The organism is Paraburkholderia suaedae (assembly GCF_040812055.1).
Taxonomy (GTDB): Bacteria; Pseudomonadota; Gammaproteobacteria; order Burkholderiales; family Burkholderiaceae; genus Paraburkholderia.
Genome location: NZ_JBFOAH010000026.1, coordinates 110,812 through 129,790, shown reverse-complemented (window position 1 = coordinate 129,790; position 18,979 = coordinate 110,812). Strand labels below are relative to the sequence as shown.

Here is an 18,979-nt window from a genome sequence, read left to right as displayed (position 1 = left end):
CAAACAGGGGGCGTCGCGGTTCAAAGGCCAGACGACCAACCTGTCGGCCGATTCTCCTGGCTGACTCAGTTCAAGTGGTAAAAGGTCGGCGATCTGAAAACGAGTTGTGCAGACCTTCCCTAGGATTCATCCAATTTTCTGGATCAATTGCTCCAGACTCCGCTTCATGCCTTGATAATTGCCTGCAACCGGCGCGCCGCGCATCAATCACTGATGGCGCGCCGCTCATACGGAGCATGAACGGGTGTCACCATGTCGTCCAGCCCACAACAACATCACGCCCTGACTCAACTGCGCCGCTACAAGCGGCTGCTCGTGTTCGGCGGCGGGCTGGTGACGACGGTCATGATGCTCCTCGCCTTCTCGTTCTCGACGTTGTCGGCCTGGCGCGCGCACGTTGCCACGGAGCGGCAGGATTTCATCGTCGACCGCGATCTGATCCTGGGACAAATCCGCGCGAGCGAAGAATCGTTCCGCACCGGGGTCGTAGGCGCGGAGCTCGCATGGCACGAGGAGCTGAAGGTTGATTCGGGGCTCGTCGCGCGCTTCCGCTCGGATGGATATCAATTCATTCTGCAACCGTCGCCCGCTGTGTGGCCGCAGCGAGTGTTCGCGGTGAACGGCGACGCGCGTTCGGACGACGACATAGGCCGCTATCTGGTTCTTGCCCAAGAACTCGGCCGTGCCCGCACCGTCCATTCACTGGCGCGCGGGCAGCAACTTCCCGGCTACTTCTACGGCACGCGGCACGATATTGCCGGCATCATGCCTTCGCCTTCGTCCAGCAATCCGCTCATGCTCTCCAAGCCCGCCGACCATACGTATCTGATGGAGGCCCTCGCTGAGGGCCTTGACAGGCTCGCTTATGTCCGGGCAGCCCGGCAATCCGATCAACCCCCACCCATGTTCTGGATACCGCCGGCTGTCAGCCCGCTGACCGGCAAGATGGCGATTCGGCTGGCTGCGCCCGCGTTCCACAACGATTTGCCGTTCGCCATGCTGGTGACAGAATACGAACCGGAGTTTCTGATCGCGCCGCTGCGCGTGGACAAGTTCGACGGCAACTATTTGATCGTGTCGGATCAAGGGCAGATCGTCGCCAGCACGGCTGGGCGTGCGCCGGGCGCCGTCGTTCAGGATGGCGAGCCGTGGTTGGACGTTGTCAGGACGATTGGCAGTACCAGGCGTGAGACGTCGCGCAACGGTGTTTTCACGATTGCCGAACGTCTTGGCGAGACAGGCTGGGTGCTTGTTTACACGTATACCTGGCGCGACATCGTCGCAAGCATCGACAAGCAGATCGGTATCAGTGCGGCAATGACGATCGCTACGCTGGTGGCTGTATGGGTGTTTCTGACGTATTTCAGGAGACACGTGTTCAGGCCCGCCATCGAACGCTCGGAACGCGTATTCGAGAGCGAGCGCCTGAGCCGTACGCTGATCGACACTGCGCCGGTCGGACTTGGACTGATCGCCATGAAGAACGGCACGCCGCTTCTGTCGAGCCCGACCATGGTCGAGACTGCGAAGCGCCTCGTCATGCCGGCGGCCACGCTGACGTGGGAACTGGCCGCACAGTACCGGCAGCGCAGGCAGGAGGGCACATGTGACGACTGCGGGGTCCTCCACGACGAGTTGACGCTGCCCACGCGCGACGGCGGCTCGATCGACCTCGCGGTGAATGTGGCGCCGGCGCGTTACCGGGGCGAGGACGTGCTGGTGACCGCATTCACGGACGTGACGGTCCATAAGCGCCTCGAGCAGCAGTTGCGCGAGGCGAAGGAGACGGCGGACCTGGCCAGTGCAGCCAAGTCGGCGTTTGTGGCGATGATGAGCCATGAGATCCGCACGCCGCTGAACGCGGTGCTCGGCAATCTCGAACTGCTGTCGCGATCCACGCTCGACGCTTTGCAGCGCGACCGGCTAAAAACGATCCGCGCGTCGGCGGACGGGCTGCTCGCAATCATCAGCGACGTGCTCGACTTTTCGAAGATCGAGGCGGGTGAAATGACGCTGGAGTGTATCGGCTTCGATGTGCTGGAAGTAGCGTCGCGCTCGCTGACCATGTTCGCGGCCGTGGCGCGCGCGAAGGGGCTGCGGCTGTCGGGTGATTTCGGCCTGGTGACGGCGCAGCCCATACAAGGTGATCCGACGCGGCTCGGACAGGTGATCAACAATCTGCTGTCCAACGCCATCAAGTTCACTGAACGCGGCGAGGTGACGTTGCGGGTTTCGGTGGAGGACCGCGCAACGCTGGTCGTCGAGGTGGAGGACAGCGGCATCGGCATGACACCGCAACAACAGGCGGCAGTATTCGAGCCGTTTAGTCAGGCGGACGGGACGGTCAGTCGCCGCTTTGGCGGCACCGGTCTTGGGCTGACACTCTGCGCCCGGCTCACGCAGGCGATGGGCGGAAATATCGTGGTGCGCAGCGAGCCGGGCAACGGTAGCTGTTTCACGGTGCGGGTGCCGTTGCGCGCGCCTGCGGGCGCGCCCGCGATGCCCCGGTTCGCTGGAGAGCCTGTCATTTTCGTCGCCGCGGCCAATGCCTGGCACGCCTACGCAGTACCTGCGCTCCAGGCCTGGGGCCTTGCGGTGAGCGCGTACCGGCACCCGGCGCAAATCGACGGGGCGATGCTGGATCAGGTCCAGACAGTCATCCTTTGCGGCGAGCGCGACACCTGGCATGTGGATGACGAGAACCGACTGGTCGAGGGGGCGTCGTGGGTCATCGACTGCAGTGCTGACGGTCCGGCGCAACCCTTGGCCAACGGCCGTTTCGTGAGTGTGTCGAGCTACGGTCTGATGGGGCTTTCGAGCGCATTGCAGCATATGCTGCAGGGTGCGCCGCTGGAGTCGGCGGACGAAACGCCGCAGTTGCTCACGCGTCGGCTGAAGGTATTGGTGGCGGAAGACAATGCCGCCAACCGCAGGCTGTTCGAAGAACAACTGAAGTTACTGGGCTGTGATGCGGTGCTGGCCGAAGACGGCAAGCAGGCGCTTGTCTGGTTATCGCGACAGACCTTCGACGTGCTGCTGACCGACCTGTCGATGCCGGAAATGGATGGCTACGCGCTGACGCGCGAGGCGCGTATGCGCTGGCCGGCGATGCCGGTGATGGCGGCAACGGCTGGGACCACCTTGGAGGAGCGCAAGCGCTGCGAGGCGCTGGGCATCGCTCAGGTAGTGAGCAAACCGCTGTCGCTCGCGCGGTTGCGGGCGGCGCTTTCGGAGCTGACCGGTATGCCGGTCGAGGCAGCCGGGGCGAATACCGCGCAGATGGAAGCCGCCGACGACGCCCCCTTGGGCGGCCACGCATTGCCCGACGACGTTCAGCAAGTTTTTCTCTCGTCGTTCGACGCATCGCTCGCGGCGATCGCCAGCGCGCAGCGGGACAACGACGCGACGCGCGTGCTCGCCGAACTGCACTCGCTGCGGGGCACCTTGGGCGTGTTCAGACAACGTGCGCTTGCGCAACGATGCGCCGCACTGGAGGCAACGATAAGGAGTGAGGGGCTTGCTGGGCTGGCGGGTTTCGACATTGCGTCCGAGCTTAACGAGCTGTCGCAAGGCGGATTGACGCGCCCATGATGCGCTCTGGCGCCCGGTCCCGGGAAGCATACGTCTCGAGTGCGCCGCGCGGCGACGCTGGCGCTGTTTGCAAGCCTCGTTCGCGAGGCGACAGAAGCCGTCCGCGAACAGGACCGCCGCGACGACTATTGCGTTGAGTTCGCAGCCCAGGCTTCTAATATGTTGGTCGTCCTGGAAGACCCCTGCCTGATCTGGTCGATCATTTCCCGCCGTCTTTTTGGCGAAGCGCGAAGCAGGAGGTTCATGATTGAAATGAATTCGCGCTCTTCACTCTTACGCAGATCGGCGAACGCAAGCAGCGCTCGAATCGTTGCGCACCGTTCGTCATTCGACATTTCCATCTCCTATGGCATCACTTGACATTGCTATCTGATAACGCGCAAAGAAGTGAGACGCTTTGCTGCGTCGTGCACCGGATTTCCATCTGACTTCGATGCTCTGTTCCGGGCTGATTCTCCTCGACCGAACGCATGACGACTGCGGCAACCGGCACGAGGTCTGCATCACGGCACTTCCGCACACATTCGTTCAGCCTTGCAGAACATCGATAGCATTATGGAGACTTTGTTGAGTCGCTGCATTTGTGGCCGGGAGCAGACGCCCGCTAATTCCGACGGAGTTTTGATGAATAGAGTTCGTGTATTCGATGGAATTAAGTGTTGGAATCAAGTGTCGTGGTTCGATACTTCTTGATAAATTTGACTGGTATGAAAGTTCGCGTCGGGATCTTGGGGTAGGAAAAATCGCTGACAAAGGAAGCACAAGCGACTTAACTCGAATCGCGTAATCCTTTAGACGTCGGAAACCGCCAAACCCAGCCGAAGCCGAGGTCCGCTGCGATGGCCAACCCGCTGACCAGGATCTCGCCCACTCAAACATGACGCGGACCGGATTGCGAAGCGCCGCGACTGATGAACTCGACACGCCAGGTCTAGCTACGTGCCAGCGGCGCCGCGAACTCCGGCGCAACCCTGTCATGAGCCTCGATCTGCGCACGGAAATAGCGTGCGGTGGCGGCCAGGCCGTCGTCGAGTGACGTCTGCGGCTGCCAGCCGAGCAAGTGACGCGCGCGCGAGATATCCGGTTGACGATGCCACGGGTCGTCGGTGGGCAGAGGATGCAATTCGAGCGGCGACGCGCTCCCCGTAATCGCAACGATGCGCTGCGCGATCTCCCGCATCGTGACCTCGTGAGGATTGCCGAGATTGATGGGGCCGCCCGGATCGTCGTCGACATTCATCAAACGGATGAATGCGTCGATCATATCGTCGACATAGCAGAACGAGCGGGTTTGCGAACCGTCGCCGTAGAGCGTCAGCGGCGCGCCGCGCAGCGCCTGCATCATGAAGTTCGACACCACACGGCCGTCCGCGGGATGCATACGCGGACCATATGTGTTGAAGATCCGGGCAATGCGGATCGACAGCCCATGCTGGCGCCGGTAGTCCATGAACAGCGTCTCGGCGCAACGCTTACCCTCGTCGTAGCACGAGCGCGGACCGATCGGATTGACATGCCCCCAGTAATCTTCCTTCTGCGGATGCACGAGCGCGTCGCCGTACACTTCGCTGGTGGACGCCTGGAAGATTTTCGCCTTTACGCGCTTGGCGAGCCCGAGCATGTTGATCGCACCGTGCACGCTGGTCTTCGTGGTCTGCACCGGATCGTGCTGATAGTGGATCGGCGAGGCGGGGCACGCGAGGTTGTAGATTTCGTCGACTTCCACGTAGAGCGGAAAGGTCACGTCGTGACGCATCAATTCAAAGTTCGCGCAGTCCAGCAGCGGCGCGATGTTGTCCTTGGTGCCGGTGTAGAAGTTGTCGACGCACAGCACGTCGTGTCCTTGCCTGACGAGGCGTTCGCATAAGTGCGAGCCGAGGAAGCCGGCGCCGCCCGTCACCAGAATCCGTTTGCGGGTGAGTTCTTTCATGGTGCTCTATCCTTCGCGTCGCGGCTCAGTTCGAATTCACGCGGTGACTTGCTGCAACACCTCATGCCAGTCCTGCGCGAAGCGGTCGATATGGAAGCGCTCCAGCGCCGTGCGGCGCGCTCCTTCGCCCAGACGTCGCGCTTCGCCGGGATCGCGCAGCAAAATGTTCATCATGTCCGCCAGCGCGTTGACGTCGGTGTGCACGAAGCCGTTCTCGCCATTGCGGATCACGGTGCTCAGTTCGGTGGTCGCAAGACCGACGATCGGCAGGCCGATCGTCATCGCCTCGACGATCGCAAGCCCGAGACTCGTCCAGCGAATCGGGTTGAAAAAGAAGCGATAGCGCGCGCTGAACGCAGCGAGATCGAGGTTGCCGATTTCACCGATGCCGCCGAGCCGCTCGGCATCCATGCCGACCAGATCGAGCGGCACGCGCGTGCGCATTTCGGCGAACACGTCTGCGCCGAGCCGCCGGCCGCGCTGCGCCAGGTGGTTCACGACCACGATGCCGCGATCCAGTTCGCCGCTGTAGCGCACGCCCTCGGGCACCACCACACCGTGCTCGATCACCCGTGTCGGGGTGACGCCGCAATCCCACATCAACTGGTTGAAATGCGTGACATGCACCAGCAACGTGTCGGGGTCGTCCACCCAATGCCATTGCTGGAATGGATTGTCCTGAGGCGGATCGTGCTCCAGATAGACGCGCGGCAGACGCTGTTGCGCGGGGCTCAGTACATGCTCGCGGTCGTATTCCCAGTGCGTCCTGTGTTGATACAGGACCACGTCGAACTGCTGGTCGGCCACCGCGTCGATCGGTATCTCGTGGACGTTGTCGCCCCATGGCAGCACACCAACCTTGCCCGCATAGCCGGGTGGATGGCCGGGCTTGGTGACCAGGTAGAAGTCGTGCGGCGCCTGGGTCAGGTAGTACAGATAGTTGCCGTGCACGTGCCAGGTCAGCACGCGCAGATGGCGGCAATTACGCAACATGATGCCGCTCCTCGATAGTGTCCGGGTTCGTGCGTGCATGCAGCGCGTTGGGCGCGCCGGGATGCGCGCTGCTGTCCTCGGCGAGTTGCGCGCGCGCGGTCTGGACCACCTGCTGCACGCTGACGTTCAACGCGCACGGATGACCATAAGGGCACTCGCGGAACATGCAGGGACGGCACGCGGGATAATCGGCGAGCACGCGATGCCGCGCGTGGTCGAGCGGCGCCCAGCGTCGCGTGTCGCTGCCCGATGCGATCACCACCGATGCGGTAGCCATGGCGGCGGCAATATGCGAGATGCCCGTGTCGTTGCAGACCACGAGGCGCGCATGCGCGACGAGCGCGGCCAATCCGCCGAGCGATGTTGCGCCCGCCAGATGCAGCGCCGGCGCAGTCATCGCGCCGAGCACCGCGCCGGTCAGCGGCGCTTCGGCGGCGGTGCCGGTTATGGCGATTTGCCAGCCGTCGGCGGCCAGGTTGTCGGCGACGTCGGCAAAGCGCTCGGCGGGCCAGCGCCGCGAAGGCAATTGCGCGCCTGGGTGAACCAGCACGAGCCGCTGCGCTTCGATGCCATGCTCGGCCGCGAACGCGGCATATTCGTCGCAGTCGCGCGTGTTCAGCGGGAACGTCAGCTGCCGGTCGGTCGCCCGCGCGCCCAGCGCATTCATCAGCGCGAGGTAGCGCTCGGACTCCGGCAAGGTGTCCGGCCAGCCGATGAATACCCCGTGCCGCGCCGCCTCGTCCGGCTGCACGAAGCCTGCGTTGACCCGCGCGCCCAGTTCCAGCAGCAGATCGTTCGCGATGCCACCGCTGCCGTGCAACTGGATCGCCAGATCGAAACGCCGCGCGCGCATCTGCGAAAAAAACGCAGGCAAACCGGCGTTGGTTTCGGGTTGCTCCGGAAAGCCGAGCGCACCCGGAAATAAGATCAGTTCATCGACGAGATCCGCGTAGCGCTCGACGAACGCGTGTGCCCACGGCAAACCGATCAACGCAATATGCGCGTGCGGCGCCGCCTGCCGCAACGCCCGCAGCGCAGGCACGGCGCACAGCATGTCGCCGAGTTGCAGCGCGCGAAAGACGACGATGCGGCGCGGCGCGAGTGTTGCCAGAGATAGGGGTGCATTCATAGAAACAGAACCTTGAAACGCACGGCGCCATAAAGCCGCCAGAAGATGGAAAGGAACGGAATCGGAATCGAGGTCCACGCCATTTCTGCGATATGCCGCCAGCTGTGATCGCGGCCGCGCAGGCGAATCATGCAGAAGTACGCAGTCAGCAGCAACCACAGCAGCAGCCCGCCGAGCGCGACAACGACATGGCCGGCAAGCGCGCCGAGCAACGCCGTCAACGTGGCGCAAAGAATCGCGTAATAGAGCAGCGGAGCGCGCGCGCGAATTCGTGTTCTGAATAGTTCGGTATGCTTGCTATAGAGCAACGCATCGAACTGGCTCTTGCGCTGTTGCGCGATGCTCACGCCCCAGCGCGCGGGCCGCACCGGGTGCACGACCACGGCATCGCTGGCGCGCACGATCTCGCCGCCGGCACGCATCAGCGTGAATTGCAGATCGGAGTCCTCGCGCCACGCAGACGTGAAGCGCTCGTCGAAGCCGCCCGTCGCATCGAGAAAGCTGCGGGCGACGAACGCGTTCGCGGTTGCAAACTCGGCGCGCTCGAGGCCGCTCGCGTCCGCTTCGTAATCGGTCGGCAACGGCGGCAGCGGCACGACGATTCTTCCAGCGGCGGCGGCAGCGCCTTGCGCAAGCGCCGCGACGCCGGCGGTGAGCCAGCGCGGATCGGGCAGGGTGTCGTCGTCCGTGAACGCGATCAGCGGCGAGCGCGCGAGCCGCCAGCCGGCATTACGCGCGCCGGCCGGACCTTGGGTGCGCGTGACCGGTACATAGCGCACGGTCACTCCGCGCGCGTCCTGCCTCTGTGCAATGCGTTCGACGCACACGCGCGTGCCTTCGTCAGGACCGTCGTCGCAGACCACGATCTCGTAGCGATCCGCCGGAAAGTCCTGCTGACATAGCGCGTCCAGACACGCGGCGAGCATCGCCGGCCGGCGATAGGTCGGCACGACGACAGTGACATCCAGATGGGCGGACAACGCAGCGCGGTAGCTTGCGGCAATCGGCTGCGCGGCGCCGCGCCGAGCGGCGAAATCGCCGCTCAGATCGACCCGACCGGACGCAGGTGAACTCATGCGCGCCCTCCCGTTTTGTCGACGAGGAACGGGCCGATCACGAGGGCGTCGAGCGGCGAGGTCCAGAACGATTCCACCGCGTCGCGCGGCGAATTCACCATCGGCTCGCCGCGCGTGTTGAAGGACGTGTTCACCAGGATCGGCACGCCGGTGCGTCGCATGAACGCGGCCAGCAAGTCGTAGTAAAGCGGGTGCTGCGTGCGGTTGACGGTTTGCACGCGCGCCGTACCGTCCACGTGGCGCACGGCCGGAATGCGTTCGGCCTTGTCGGCGCGCACGTCGAAAACGAACAGCATGAACGGCGCCGTCTTGCCGTCGACGAACCAGTCGCTCGCATGTTCTTCCATCACGACCGGCGCAACCGGGCGAAAGTCCTCCCGATCCTTGATCTCATTGAGCTTCGCCTGCATGTGCGGATCGACTGGCGAGGCAAGAATGGAACGCGCGCCGAGCGCGCGCGGCCCGAACTCGCTGCGGCCCTGATACCAGCCGATCACTTTGCCGTCGGCGAGCAGATCGGCGGTTTCGCCGGCGATATCGGCGAGCTTGCGGTACGGCACTTTCGACCAGCGCAGGAACTGTTCGATCTCCGTTTCGCTGTACTCGGGGCCGAGGTATGCGTGGTCCATGGTCCAGCGGCGCTGGCGGTCGCCGCGGGCGCTGCGCTCGCGGTAGTCGATCCACAACGCCGCGCCGAGCGCGGTGCCCGCATCGCCGGCGGCGGGTTGGACCCAGACGTCGTCGAACGGGCCGGCGTCGCGCAGCCTGGCATTCATCACGCAGTTCAGCGCGACGCCGCCGGCCATGCTGAGATTGCGCAGCCCGGTTTGCCGATGCAGCCAGCCGGCCAGTTGCAGCACGGTTTCTTCGAGCACGCGCTGCAGCGAATGGGCGATGTCGAAATGGCGCTGTTCGAGCGGACCGCCACGCTCGCGCGGCGCTCCGAAACGCTCGGTGAGGCGTGGCGCCTCGACCGTATAGCTGCCATCGTTGCGATAGCGAACGATCTCGCGGAACACATCGACGTATCGCGGCTTGCCGTACGACGCGAGCGCCATCACCTTGTACTCGTCCGACGAATGCAGGAAGCCGAGCCAGTCGGTGACGGCCTCGTACAGCAGCCCCAGCGAGTGCGGCAGTTCGACCTGCTTGAGCCGGACATATTCGCCGCCGACGAACTGCCCCATGCTGGTCGTCACGCCTTCGCCACGGCCGTCCATGGTCAGCACGGCGGTGTCGTCGAAGGGCGCGGCGAGGAATGCGCTCGCCTCATGCGCAAGATGATGTTCGACGAAGTGCCATTCGAAACGGTGCTCGCGGTCTGCGCGCTGAAAACGCTTGCGCAAATGGTGCGGCGCGCCGTCGAGCAATTGCCCTTTCGCGTTGGCTATGTAGCTCAGAAAGAGGGGGTCCCATGGCGATGCCGAAGGGTCGGTCAGGCGCGTGCCGGCGGGATCGAACGGCAGTTCGATGGTGGCGCCCGGACGGCTCGGCATGCCGCCGAAAAGCGTGGGGTCGTACGAATAGGCCACGTGATCGACGTCGGCGAGCGTGATGCCGGCCGCCTTCAGGCAGTAGTCGATCGCGTCGAACGGCAACAGCCAGGTCGAGAACGGCACCGGGCGTTTCGCGTGTTTGACGTGCGTGAAGCGCTCGTCTTCGGCAGCGGCGAGCACGACGCCGTCGCACAGCAGAGCCGCGGCGCTGTCGTGATAGACGGCATTGATTCCGAGTGTGTACATGGGCGTTCGCGATGAGAAAGGGTTCAGGGCACCAGCGGTTGGTCGGCAAACGGCGGCGCAGCAGCGTGGCTGGCGTTGCAGGTCGCGTCCCGGTTCCGGTTGGGCTCGGACGTCGGCGCGGCGGCGCGCAACTCGAGCGCGGCTTGCACGACCTCGCCAGGGGCGACGCCGAGCAGACACGCGTGATGTTGTTGCGGACAGACGCTGCGGTAGCACCAGCGACATTCGACATCGCGAAACAGCACGCGATGCGGCGTTTGCCACGGCGTATGCTGCGGATTGGTCAGCGCATACAGATCGACGACCGGCACGCCCAACGCGGAAGCCAGATGTACCGGCCCGCTGTTGTTGGAAACGAGCACGCTCGCGCGTTCGATCAGCGCGGCGAGTTCCCCCAGCGTCAGCGCGCCGCTCAGGTCGTGCAGTCGCCTGCGGACGCCCGGCGCCGCCGCGCGGATCACGGCTTCGACGAGCGGGCGTTCGCTGCAACTGCCGGTGATCAGCAACGACGCGCCGGTTTGACGCGCGAGCCGCGTGGCGACTTCGCCGAAACGCTCGGGCGGATAACGGCGCGACGCCGCGCTTGCGCCGGGATGCAGCACGATCCATTCAGCCGTGGCCGCGATGCCGCGCGCCGACAACTGCGTATGGAGGCTGCACCGGTCCGCCTGACGCACGCTAAAGCGCATGCGCGTATCGGACGCATGCGCGCCGACCTGGTGCACCAGATCGAGCTGGCGTTGCACTTCATGACGGGTGCGTTGCTGCGGTTCCGGTTCTCGCAGCCAGTCGGTCAGCAACGCATAAGGGTTCTCGCGGCAATGCGCGAGGCGGCGGGGAATGCCGGCCAGATAGCAGAGCATCGCGGCCGGCAGCGGGCTTTGGCTATATACGGTAAAGATCACGGCGGCGTCGAAGCCATGGCGCCGCAGACGCGCCTGCATTCGCTGATCGTCGATCAGGTTGCGCACCGGGTTCGACGCATGCGCGACCCAAGGCGCGTCGTATTCGATCACGTCGTCGACAGCGTCGAGAAAAGGCGTCAGCGCTACGCCGCTGCGCGATGCAAGCAGCGTGATGCGACGATTCGCGGCGGACTCGCGCAGTGCGTGCAACGCCGGGGTGGTCATCAGCACGTCGCCAAGATTGTCGAGCCGCACGCACAGAATGCGCTTCACGTCGCCGCCCCAGCGCGTGAGCGGCGGAGCTTCGAGCGGTACCCGCGCGTGAGCGTGCGTTGGCTGGGCAATCAGCATGGGGGCGTTCATCGCGTGGCTTCCGCGTGGAGCGGGGCGGTGCGGGAGCCGCCGTCGTGGTGCAGGATCAGCTGCGCGGCTGCGTGCAAGTCGGCCGCGCGCGCGAACGGCACGCGCAGCGGACCTTCGATCCATTCGGTCTCGTGGCCGTTGTCGAGCAGCACGGTGCGGCAACCGGCGCGGTTGCCGGCTTCCACGTCGTCGAGAATATCGCCGATGAACCAGCTGTGCGCGAGGTCGATGCCGTGTGCGCGCGCCGCGCGCAACAACAGGCCCGCGCCGGGCTTGCGGCAATCGCAGCCGACGTCGTAGGGCGGCACCGTGCCATCGGGATGATGCGGGCACCAGTACGCGCCGCTCAGGGTCGCGCCGCACTCGGCGAACCAGCGGTGTAATTGCGCTTCCACGTTCTGCAGCGCCGAGCGCGCGAACATCCCCAATGCCACGCCCGGCTGATTGCTGATGACGAACAGTGCGAAGGGCGACGCGCCCAGCAGCGCGAGTGCTTCGCGCGCGCCCGGTGCGAGGCGCATCAGCGCGGGGTCGATGTTATAGGGCACGTCGTCGAGCAAAGTGCCGTCCTTGTCGAGAAATACAGCGGGTTGCAGCATGATGAAGGTCCAGGCGAAACCGTAAGCGAAATGCCGAAGCGATGCCGCCGCAGCGGTATCACGCGGTGTCTGTCTTGCATGCGCCAGCAGCGTCAGCCGAATGACGCTTTCGCCGCAGTGGGCCTTGGCATCACCCTCTTCGCGACGACGGTTTCGCTCGCCGCCCCACGCGTTGCGCTCGTCACGCGCGCGTAGATTTGCGCGAGCGATTCGCCCACGCCGCGCCAGGTGAATTCGGCTTGCGCCCTGGCGAGACCGGCTTGACCCATCTGTCGCGCCAGCGCGCCGTCGCGCCGTAACTGATCGAGGCGCACGGCGAGCGCGGCGGGATCGCGCGGTGGCACCAGAAAGCCGGTCACGCCATTGGCCACCGAATAGCGAATGCCGCCCACGTTCGCGCCGATCACCGGCGTGCCGCAGGCCATTGCCTCCACCGGGGTGATGCCGAAGGGTTCGTACCACGGCGTCGTCACGAAGACGTCGGCGGCGCTGTAGAAGTAGCGCAATTGCGCGCGGCCACGCCGCCCGACGAACGTGGTTTGCTCGGCCACCCCACATTCGCTGGCGATGCCGCGCAAGCGCGCAATTTCCGGCGTGGCGAGCTCGTTGGGCGCGTCGGAGTTACCGCCCACCACATACAGTCGCGCGCAGGCGCCGAAGGTTCGCTTCAGCACGCCCACGCCGCGCACGACGTTGTCGATCCCTTTGCGTTGCACGAGCCGGCCGAGTTGCAGCACGATGAATTCATCGCGCTGCCAACCGAGCGTTTCGCGCGCGACGGCGCGATCGATGGGCCTGAACTCGTCGGCGTCAAAACCGCACGGGACGATCTGGATACGGGCCGGGTCGGCGCGGTAGTGCTCGATCAGATCGGCCTGGTCCTGCGGGCACTCGGCGACGATCACGTTCGACAGCGCGACGAGGTCGTCTTCAATCGCAAAGCGCTCGTCGGGAAAGCCGTCGTTCGCGCCCTGATGAATTCGCCGTACACGGCCAAGCGCGTGAAAGGTCGTAACGAGCGGAATGCCGAGCGCTGCCTTCACCTTCAATGCGGCGAGACCGGACATGAAGAAGTTCGCGTGCATCACGTCATAGCACACACTTTCACGGCGAAAGAATTCGATGAGAAATGCCGCGAACTCATCCATGTACGGCAGCAACTGTTCCTTCGGCAATTGCATGGGCGGACCGGCCGGCACATGGATCACGCGCACGCCCTCCATGTCGGAGATGAGAGGCAGCAGCGCGCGGTCGCGCCGGGTAAACACGTCGACCTGATGGCCCGCTTCGAGCAGCTGTCGCGCGACGTTCGCCACGTAGATGTTTTGTCCCCCGCTATCCACTCCACCAGCAACTGCGAGCGGTGAAGCATGTTCACTGATGAGAGCGATTTTCATTAGGTACCTTCCCGGCATGGAGAGTGGCGGAGGTGGATGGGTCTCGGCTTTCCGGGCAGCTGTGCGAATCTGCGCGGTGGCGGCTTACCGCCCGCCGCAGCATTCGTTGTGCCAAACAGCATTTGGGCGGCGTTGCGGACCACCTAACGCCATACCCGACGAATTGAAGCGCTGTGGCGTTCCCCGTTTCCATGCCAGGAAACGCTGTGGCGTTCCCTGTTTCTACAAGCCGCAATGTAACTTCGCGCACGCGCGCGGCCGCCGGTACTACGATGAGATGAATGGGGTGTTGGCGGATAGATGCGAACCCGGGACAGATGCGCTCTTCGAGCGGCGAACGAGGCGCGGGGCTTGCTCGCCGCCGAACGTGTTGCGCAATTCTGTCCTTGTTGTACGCTGCGCGATGCAAGTGCGCCGGCCGCGCCGCTTATGACAGGAACACCATGCCGAATTCCGCCGGGTTGCCCCGTTCACGTCTGACTCGCCGAATTGCCGCTGACCTCACGCTGGCCGTGTGGCGCTACCGCAAGCAAACCGTGGCGTCCCTGTTGCTGATGGTCGCGGCGAAGTCGTCGACCGTGCTGATGCCGCTCGCGCTCAAGCATGTCGTCGACGAACTGAGTCATCCCCTGGCCCATGCGCTGTTTCCCGTGTTTCTGGTGCTCGCGTATGCGCTGCTGCGCTTTTTCGGCGATGCGCTGAACGAAGCGCGCGACGTCGTGTTCAGCATCGTCACGCAGCGCACGGTCGCCGCATTCACCGAACGGACGTTCGCGCATTTGCATCGGATGAGCGCGCGTTTTCATACCGGGCGCGAGACTGGCGCGATTGTGCGCGACGTCCAGAAGGGCGCCGACGCAATCGGCTTTTTGCTCGGCGTTGCGCTGTTTACCATCGTGCCCACCGCGTTCGAGATCGCGGCGATAGTCGCGATCATGGTCCACAAGTACACGTGGGAATTCACGCTGACGATCGCGGTCACCTTCGTTTGCTACGCCGCTTATACGCTGATCTTCACGCGGCGGCGCATCGCGTTCCAGCGCGCGATCAACGTGCTGGAAGCGCAATCGGACGGCCGGCTCGTCGATAGCTTGCTCAACTACGACACCGTCAAATACTTCGCCACCGAGGACAGCGAAACCCGGCGGCTGAGCGAGGTGCTGGAAAAGTGGGTGCATGCACGAACCACGAATCAGAATGCGTTGAGCGTTTTGCACGTCGGGCAGAGTGGGGTGATCGCGCTCGGCATCGGCGCGATCATGCTGCTGGCGGCGCAGTATGTGGTGGTGGGGACCATGAGCGTCGGCGATCTGATTCTCGTGAACGCATACATCATCCAGATCTGCATGCCGTTGAACACGCTCGGCTTCGTGTTCCGCGAGACCAACGACGCGCTCGTCAACGTGGAGCGGATGTTTGGGATTCTCGATACACGCGGGCGGGTGGGCGAGGATATCGACGACCCCGCCGCCAAGCCGCTCGTCGTGAGCGCCGGAAAGATCGATTTCGAGCATGTCGATTTCGGCTATGACGCGGCGCGCCAGATTTTGCGCGACGTCGATTTTCATGCGTATGCCGGCAAGACGCTGGCGGTGGTCGGCGGCAGCGGGTCGGGCAAGTCGACATTGGTCAAGCTTCTATTCCGGCTTTATCAACCGGGGCGTGGCACGATTCGCATCGACGGGCAGGACATCGGCCAGGTGACGCAGCGAAGCTTGCGCGAGGCGATCGGCATCGTGCCGCAAGACACCGTGCTATTCAACGAAACCATCGCATACAACATCGCGTATGGGCGAGCCTCGGCCACGCGCGCCGATGTGGTGCGCGCGGCGCGCGCCGCGCAACTGGACGAGTTCATCGAGCGGCTGCCGGATCATTACGACACGCGCGTCGGCGAGCGAGGTGTGCGGCTCTCGGGTGGCGAGCGGCAGCGCATCGCGATTGCGCGGGCGATACTCAAGGACCCGCGCATCATCGTGTTCGACGAGGCGACCTCCGCGTTGGATACGCGCTCCGAACGCGCCATCCAGACAGAGCTGACGCGCCTCGCGCAAGGCCGCACGTCGATCGTGATTGCACACCGTCTTTCGACCGTGGTGGACGCCGACTGGATTCTCGTGATGGAGCACGGCCGCGTCGTGGAGCAAGGCACCCATCGCGAGTTGCTCGCACGCGAGGGCGTGTACGCAAAGATGTGGTCGTTGCAATGGCAGCAGGGCGAACTGGAACATGCGCAGCGCAAACTGACCGCGCAGTCCGTCAGTCTGGCCGCGTTGGCCGCAGGGGCAATCGACTCGTTGCACGATGAGACCGCCGCGCGCCGCGTGACCTTATATGCCGAACTCACCGACGGCGATCTGCGCGTAACGGGCGACCCGAGCGTGCTGCAACCGCTGATCGCGGACTTGTGCCGCAACGAGATCGCGCGGGCGAGTCCGGGACAGCGCATTGCGTTGCGCGTGGATCGTCACAACAATCACGCGTGGGTCAGCGTGCCGGGCGTGGGCGACCAACCGGCGGAGCTTTCGAATGCGGACGCGCGTCGGTTGGAGACGGCGCTGACCGCGGCCGGCGGCAGCTTTACGCTCATGCCGTTGCGCGGCCGGCTCGCCTATGTCGCGATGCTGCCGCTACGGCCGGTCGCTGATTCAGAGCTGCATGCGGCCCCCGAGCCCTCGACAGAGCGTGCTCAAAGCGCGATGTCGCTCGAAGGTGTGTCCGTGATGGTCGTCGACGATCAGGAGGAAGCGCGAGACGCGCTCGAAGCCGTGCTGAGCGAGAACGGTGCGCGTGTGCAGCTCGCGTCTTCGGGCGCCGAGGCGTTGGAGTGGCTATTGCAAACGGACATGAGCCAATGGCCGAACGTTTTGTTGTGCGACATCGTGCTCGCCGACGAAGACGGCTACGAGGTCTTGCGGCGGTTGCGCGCGCTCGAGGCCGAGCGCGGAATACCTATGCCGTCGCGCTTGCCGGCCATCGCATTGACGGGCTATACCGATGCTGAAGACCGCAAACGAGCGCAGCGAGCGGGCTTCCACGCGCTGTTGGGAAAACCGGTTCCTACCGAGAAGCTGATTGCCGAAATCATCGGCGTATCGACGGCAGCTGCGCGGCAATACGAAGAGCGCTAGTCAGCAGGCCGTAATAGTCAGCAGGCCGTAACTGTGACGCGCATCCCGCATGTGATGCGGCATGCGAGCTTGTCCCGCACGCGCCGGGTTTTGATCACATGTGCACGTCGACTTCAATGGAAGCAGTCTTCGCGTCCGCATTCGCGATGGTTGCGATGGCCTGCTGCTCGGCGGCATGCACGCGCCGCCGCAGATTGAGTACGCGCTGCGGGACGATACGGCGGTGCTGGAGTGCCCATGCCACCCCACGCAGGAGCGCCACACTGTCGCGAGCGAAACGGCCTTCTCGCGCGAGTAATTCGAGTGCGCGAAACGTCGCGCGGCAGGCTTCCGGCCACGGCAGCCGCAGACATGCGATCCACGCGGCGTTGCGGGCGAGCGTGCGCCGTCGCAGACTGCTGTCTCGCAAGGGCGACGGATGATGATGGACGGTCAACTGATCGCAGTAGACGATGGCCTGCCCGGCGGCAAGCACGTCCAGCGCCACGAGCTCTTCTTCGCCGCCGATGAAAAGCCGCCTTTCATAGCCCCCCACGCCACGGAACAACGACGTGCGAAACACGCACGCGCCCGCCATGTAGCCGATGAGCGCCGGCCCCGGGAGTCCATCGCTGCCGAGTGGACTGGCGCCCATCACTGCGCACGTCGGGTCCGTCACGCTGTCTTTGCCTACTACCACACGGGCGCTCAGCACGCCCACATTCGGCCACGCATCCAGTAGCTGGACCGCGCGTTCCAGCGAACCGGGCTCCCACCACGTGTCATCGTCGCAGAAGGCGATGTAGTCCGTCGCGACCAGGGCGGCCGCGCGATTTCGGCCGGCAGCGCCGAGGTTGTGCTCGCATTCGATGATGCGCACGCGCGGAAACAGCGCTTTGACCCGGGCAACGGTACCGTCGTCGGACGCGTTATCGACCACGAAGATGGGCGGGCGTTCCGGAAGGGCAAGCAGGCGTCGAAGGGTCGCAATCAATTCGTCGGCGCGGTTGTATGTCAGTACGACAAGGGAAATGCGTCGAGCGAGCGGTTCTTGTTCCATGCGGTTCGAAATTTTTCTAGCGGTACGTTGAGTGTGCCGAGCAAGCGTCGTGCCTCGGGGGCCGTGAATGGGCGTTGCGGTTTGCGGCGGTTTCGCAAAGGCGCCAGTAACGCTCATCCGCGTGGAGTCCGGCTTGTCCATCCGCGCCAAATGCGCGCAGCTGGCTACGATAGGCGTTGATCGCCGCACGCTTTAATCGCCGATGCCGCGCGTCTATCGCGATGCCAAGGGTGCCGACGGGCTGTGCCGCGAAGCCGCGTTCCCTGATCGCTTGTAACCGCTGCGGCACGATGTCGGGCATCGTTCGATAGGGCACGTCTTCATACGCATGCACCCGGACATGCTCGAATCGTTGCATTAACGTCAGGCATGCGTTGGCGACATCGGTGTGATCGGAATGGAATAGGCCGAGCGGAATCATTACCGACGAAGGCTCGACATCGCGCAACGTTTGTTCGATCGCCGCAACGAGCGTTTCTGGAACAGGCGGTGTCTGGTACTGCGCGTCACAAAAGGGCAAGTGGATCGCGGAGGCACCCAATATGGCAAGCGCGCGTATGTCCTCCGCTTTGCGCGCGTGGATTGCTTCGACTGCATCCGCGAACCCCGACTGCCGATCCCAGTCGGTGATCATGTGTTTTTCGGGCGGGGCGGTGAATACGGTGCATACGAACGCCCCTGGGTGCGCTGCGAGCAAAGTGCCGCAACTGAGCACCGCGTCGTCGAGATGCGGTGAGATCACAAGCAGGCGTTCGTGCCATTCCATTCTGTAGTCCTTGCGAGTAGCCGGTTCTGTCATTGGACCTCGTGACCGTGGTCGCATCCGATAGGGACAGCAACGCTTGTTCCTGCGATTCGGCACGCCTCAATGCGGTGTATTGCTTTCGTTTGATCAACATGCGGCGGACGTTCTCGAACGAGAAAGAAAGACACCGCAGGCAAAGGTTTTGCTAACGAATGACTATCGAAACCCAACGCGGGCGGGCGCACCTCGAGGCGAGGCGCTTCTCGCCCTCAAGTGAATGGCGAGCTTCAAGAACGTTGAGCGCGAAAGAGACGCATCGTTCGCGGCGATGGCACGCTA

Annotated in this window: 13 protein-coding genes; 3 read left to right on the top strand and 10 right to left on the bottom strand. The window is 64.2% G+C overall.

Annotated features, from left to right (window positions below; translation table 11 throughout):
• Positions 1–252 precede the first annotated feature (252 nt).
• Complete coding sequence (locus ABQJ48_RS29010) at positions 253–3,591, top strand: hybrid sensor histidine kinase/response regulator (RefSeq protein WP_367841389.1); 3,339 nt, start codon at positions 253–255, stop codon at positions 3,589–3,591.
• A 39-nt stretch (positions 3,592–3,630) separates the two neighbouring features.
• Complete coding sequence (locus ABQJ48_RS29005; protein ID WP_367841388.1) at positions 3,631–3,951, top strand: hypothetical protein; 321 nt, start codon at positions 3,631–3,633, stop codon at positions 3,949–3,951.
• Between the two features lie 571 nt (positions 3,952–4,522).
• On the opposite strand, the gene ABQJ48_RS29000 is transcribed toward ABQJ48_RS29005, so the two are convergent.
• The 8 genes from ABQJ48_RS29000 to ABQJ48_RS28965 all read right to left on the bottom strand — a co-directional run bounded on the left by ABQJ48_RS29000 (position 4,523) and on the right by ABQJ48_RS28965 (position 13,725).
• On the bottom strand, positions 4,523–5,521 hold the full coding sequence (locus ABQJ48_RS29000; RefSeq protein ID WP_367841387.1) for a UDP-glucuronic acid decarboxylase family protein: 999 nt from the start codon (positions 5,519–5,521) through the stop codon (positions 4,523–4,525).
• A 36-nt stretch (positions 5,522–5,557) separates the two neighbouring features.
• Positions 5,558–6,514: a glycosyltransferase family 4 protein gene (locus ABQJ48_RS28995; protein ID WP_367841386.1), complete on the bottom strand. Its 957-nt coding sequence runs from the start codon at positions 6,512–6,514 to the stop codon at positions 5,558–5,560.
• The gene (locus tag ABQJ48_RS28990) at positions 6,504–7,643 is read right to left on the bottom strand and encodes a glycosyltransferase family 9 protein (RefSeq protein WP_367841385.1); all 1,140 of its coding nucleotides are present in this window, start codon (positions 7,641–7,643) and stop codon (positions 6,504–6,506) included. The genes ABQJ48_RS28995 and ABQJ48_RS28990 overlap by 11 nt, the downstream gene beginning before the upstream one ends.
• Positions 7,640–8,719 carry a glycosyltransferase family 2 protein gene (locus tag ABQJ48_RS28985; protein WP_367841384.1) on the bottom strand — a complete coding sequence of 360 codons (1,080 nt, stop codon included), beginning with the start codon at positions 8,717–8,719 and terminating at the stop codon, positions 7,640–7,642. Before ABQJ48_RS28985 ends, ABQJ48_RS28990 begins: the two co-directional genes overlap by 4 nt.
• Positions 8,716–10,461: a carbamoyltransferase family protein gene (locus tag ABQJ48_RS28980; RefSeq protein ID WP_367841383.1), complete on the bottom strand. Its 1,746-nt coding sequence runs from the start codon at positions 10,459–10,461 to the stop codon at positions 8,716–8,718. The genes ABQJ48_RS28985 and ABQJ48_RS28980 overlap by 4 nt, the downstream gene beginning before the upstream one ends.
• A 23-nt stretch (positions 10,462–10,484) precedes the next feature.
• Entirely contained in the window at positions 10,485–11,729 is a 1,245-nt protein-coding gene (waaF, locus tag ABQJ48_RS28975) for a lipopolysaccharide heptosyltransferase II (protein ID WP_367841382.1), read from the bottom strand.
• Complete coding sequence (locus ABQJ48_RS28970; protein ID WP_367841381.1) at positions 11,726–12,328, bottom strand: D-glycero-alpha-D-manno-heptose-1,7-bisphosphate 7-phosphatase; 603 nt, start codon at positions 12,326–12,328, stop codon at positions 11,726–11,728. The genes waaF and ABQJ48_RS28970 overlap by 4 nt, the downstream gene beginning before the upstream one ends.
• Positions 12,329–12,420: 92 nt before the next feature.
• On the bottom strand, positions 12,421–13,725 hold the full coding sequence (locus ABQJ48_RS28965) for a glycosyltransferase family 4 protein (RefSeq protein WP_367841380.1): 1,305 nt from the start codon (positions 13,723–13,725) through the stop codon (positions 12,421–12,423).
• A 443-nt stretch (positions 13,726–14,168) separates the two neighbouring features.
• Between ABQJ48_RS28965 and ABQJ48_RS28960 the strand changes: the two genes are divergently transcribed.
• The gene (locus ABQJ48_RS28960; RefSeq protein ID WP_367841379.1) at positions 14,169–16,856 is read left to right on the top strand and encodes an ATP-binding cassette domain-containing protein; all 2,688 of its coding nucleotides are present in this window, start codon (positions 14,169–14,171) and stop codon (positions 16,854–16,856) included.
• Positions 16,857–16,950: 94 nt separating this feature from the next.
• Here ABQJ48_RS28960 and ABQJ48_RS28955 read toward each other — a convergent pair whose 3' ends face one another.
• Both ABQJ48_RS28955 and ABQJ48_RS28950 read right to left on the bottom strand, forming a co-directional pair.
• Entirely contained in the window at positions 16,951–17,895 is a 945-nt protein-coding gene (locus ABQJ48_RS28955) for a glycosyltransferase family 2 protein (protein WP_367841378.1), read from the bottom strand.
• A gap of 16 nt (positions 17,896–17,911) precedes the next feature.
• Positions 17,912–18,661, bottom strand: coding sequence for a PIG-L deacetylase family protein (locus tag ABQJ48_RS28950; protein ID WP_367841377.1), 750 nt, complete (start codon positions 18,659–18,661; stop codon positions 17,912–17,914).
• Between the last annotated feature and the right edge of the window lie 318 nt (positions 18,662–18,979).

Excerpts from the sequence above, each read along its gene's own strand:
- ABQJ48_RS29010 (WP_367841389.1), top strand. The coding sequence starts at position 253 with ATGTCGTCCAGCCCACAACAACATCACGCCCTGACTCAACTGCGCCGC.
- ABQJ48_RS29000 (WP_367841387.1), bottom strand. The coding sequence starts at position 5,521 with ATGAAAGAACTCACCCGCAAACGGATTCTGGTGACGGGCGGCGCCGGC.
- ABQJ48_RS28995 (WP_367841386.1), bottom strand. The coding sequence starts at position 6,514 with ATGTTGCGTAATTGCCGCCATCTGCGCGTGCTGACCTGGCACGTGCAC.
- ABQJ48_RS28990 (WP_367841385.1), bottom strand. The coding sequence starts at position 7,643 with ATGAATGCACCCCTATCTCTGGCAACACTCGCGCCGCGCCGCATCGTC.
- ABQJ48_RS28985 (WP_367841384.1), bottom strand. The coding sequence starts at position 8,719 with ATGAGTTCACCTGCGTCCGGTCGGGTCGATCTGAGCGGCGATTTCGCC.
- ABQJ48_RS28980 (WP_367841383.1), bottom strand. The coding sequence starts at position 10,461 with ATGTACACACTCGGAATCAATGCCGTCTATCACGACAGCGCCGCGGCT.
- waaF (WP_367841382.1), bottom strand. The coding sequence starts at position 11,729 with ATGAACGCCCCCATGCTGATTGCCCAGCCAACGCACGCTCACGCGCGG.
- ABQJ48_RS28970 (WP_367841381.1), bottom strand. The coding sequence starts at position 12,328 with ATGCTGCAACCCGCTGTATTTCTCGACAAGGACGGCACTTTGCTCGAC.
- ABQJ48_RS28965 (WP_367841380.1), bottom strand. The coding sequence starts at position 13,725 with ATGAAAATCGCTCTCATCAGTGAACATGCTTCACCGCTCGCAGTTGCT.
- ABQJ48_RS28960 (WP_367841379.1), top strand. The coding sequence starts at position 14,169 with ATGCCGAATTCCGCCGGGTTGCCCCGTTCACGTCTGACTCGCCGAATT.
- ABQJ48_RS28955 (WP_367841378.1), bottom strand. The coding sequence starts at position 17,895 with ATGGAACAAGAACCGCTCGCTCGACGCATTTCCCTTGTCGTACTGACA.
- ABQJ48_RS28950 (WP_367841377.1), bottom strand. The coding sequence starts at position 18,661 with ATGGAATGGCACGAACGCCTGCTTGTGATCTCACCGCATCTCGACGAC.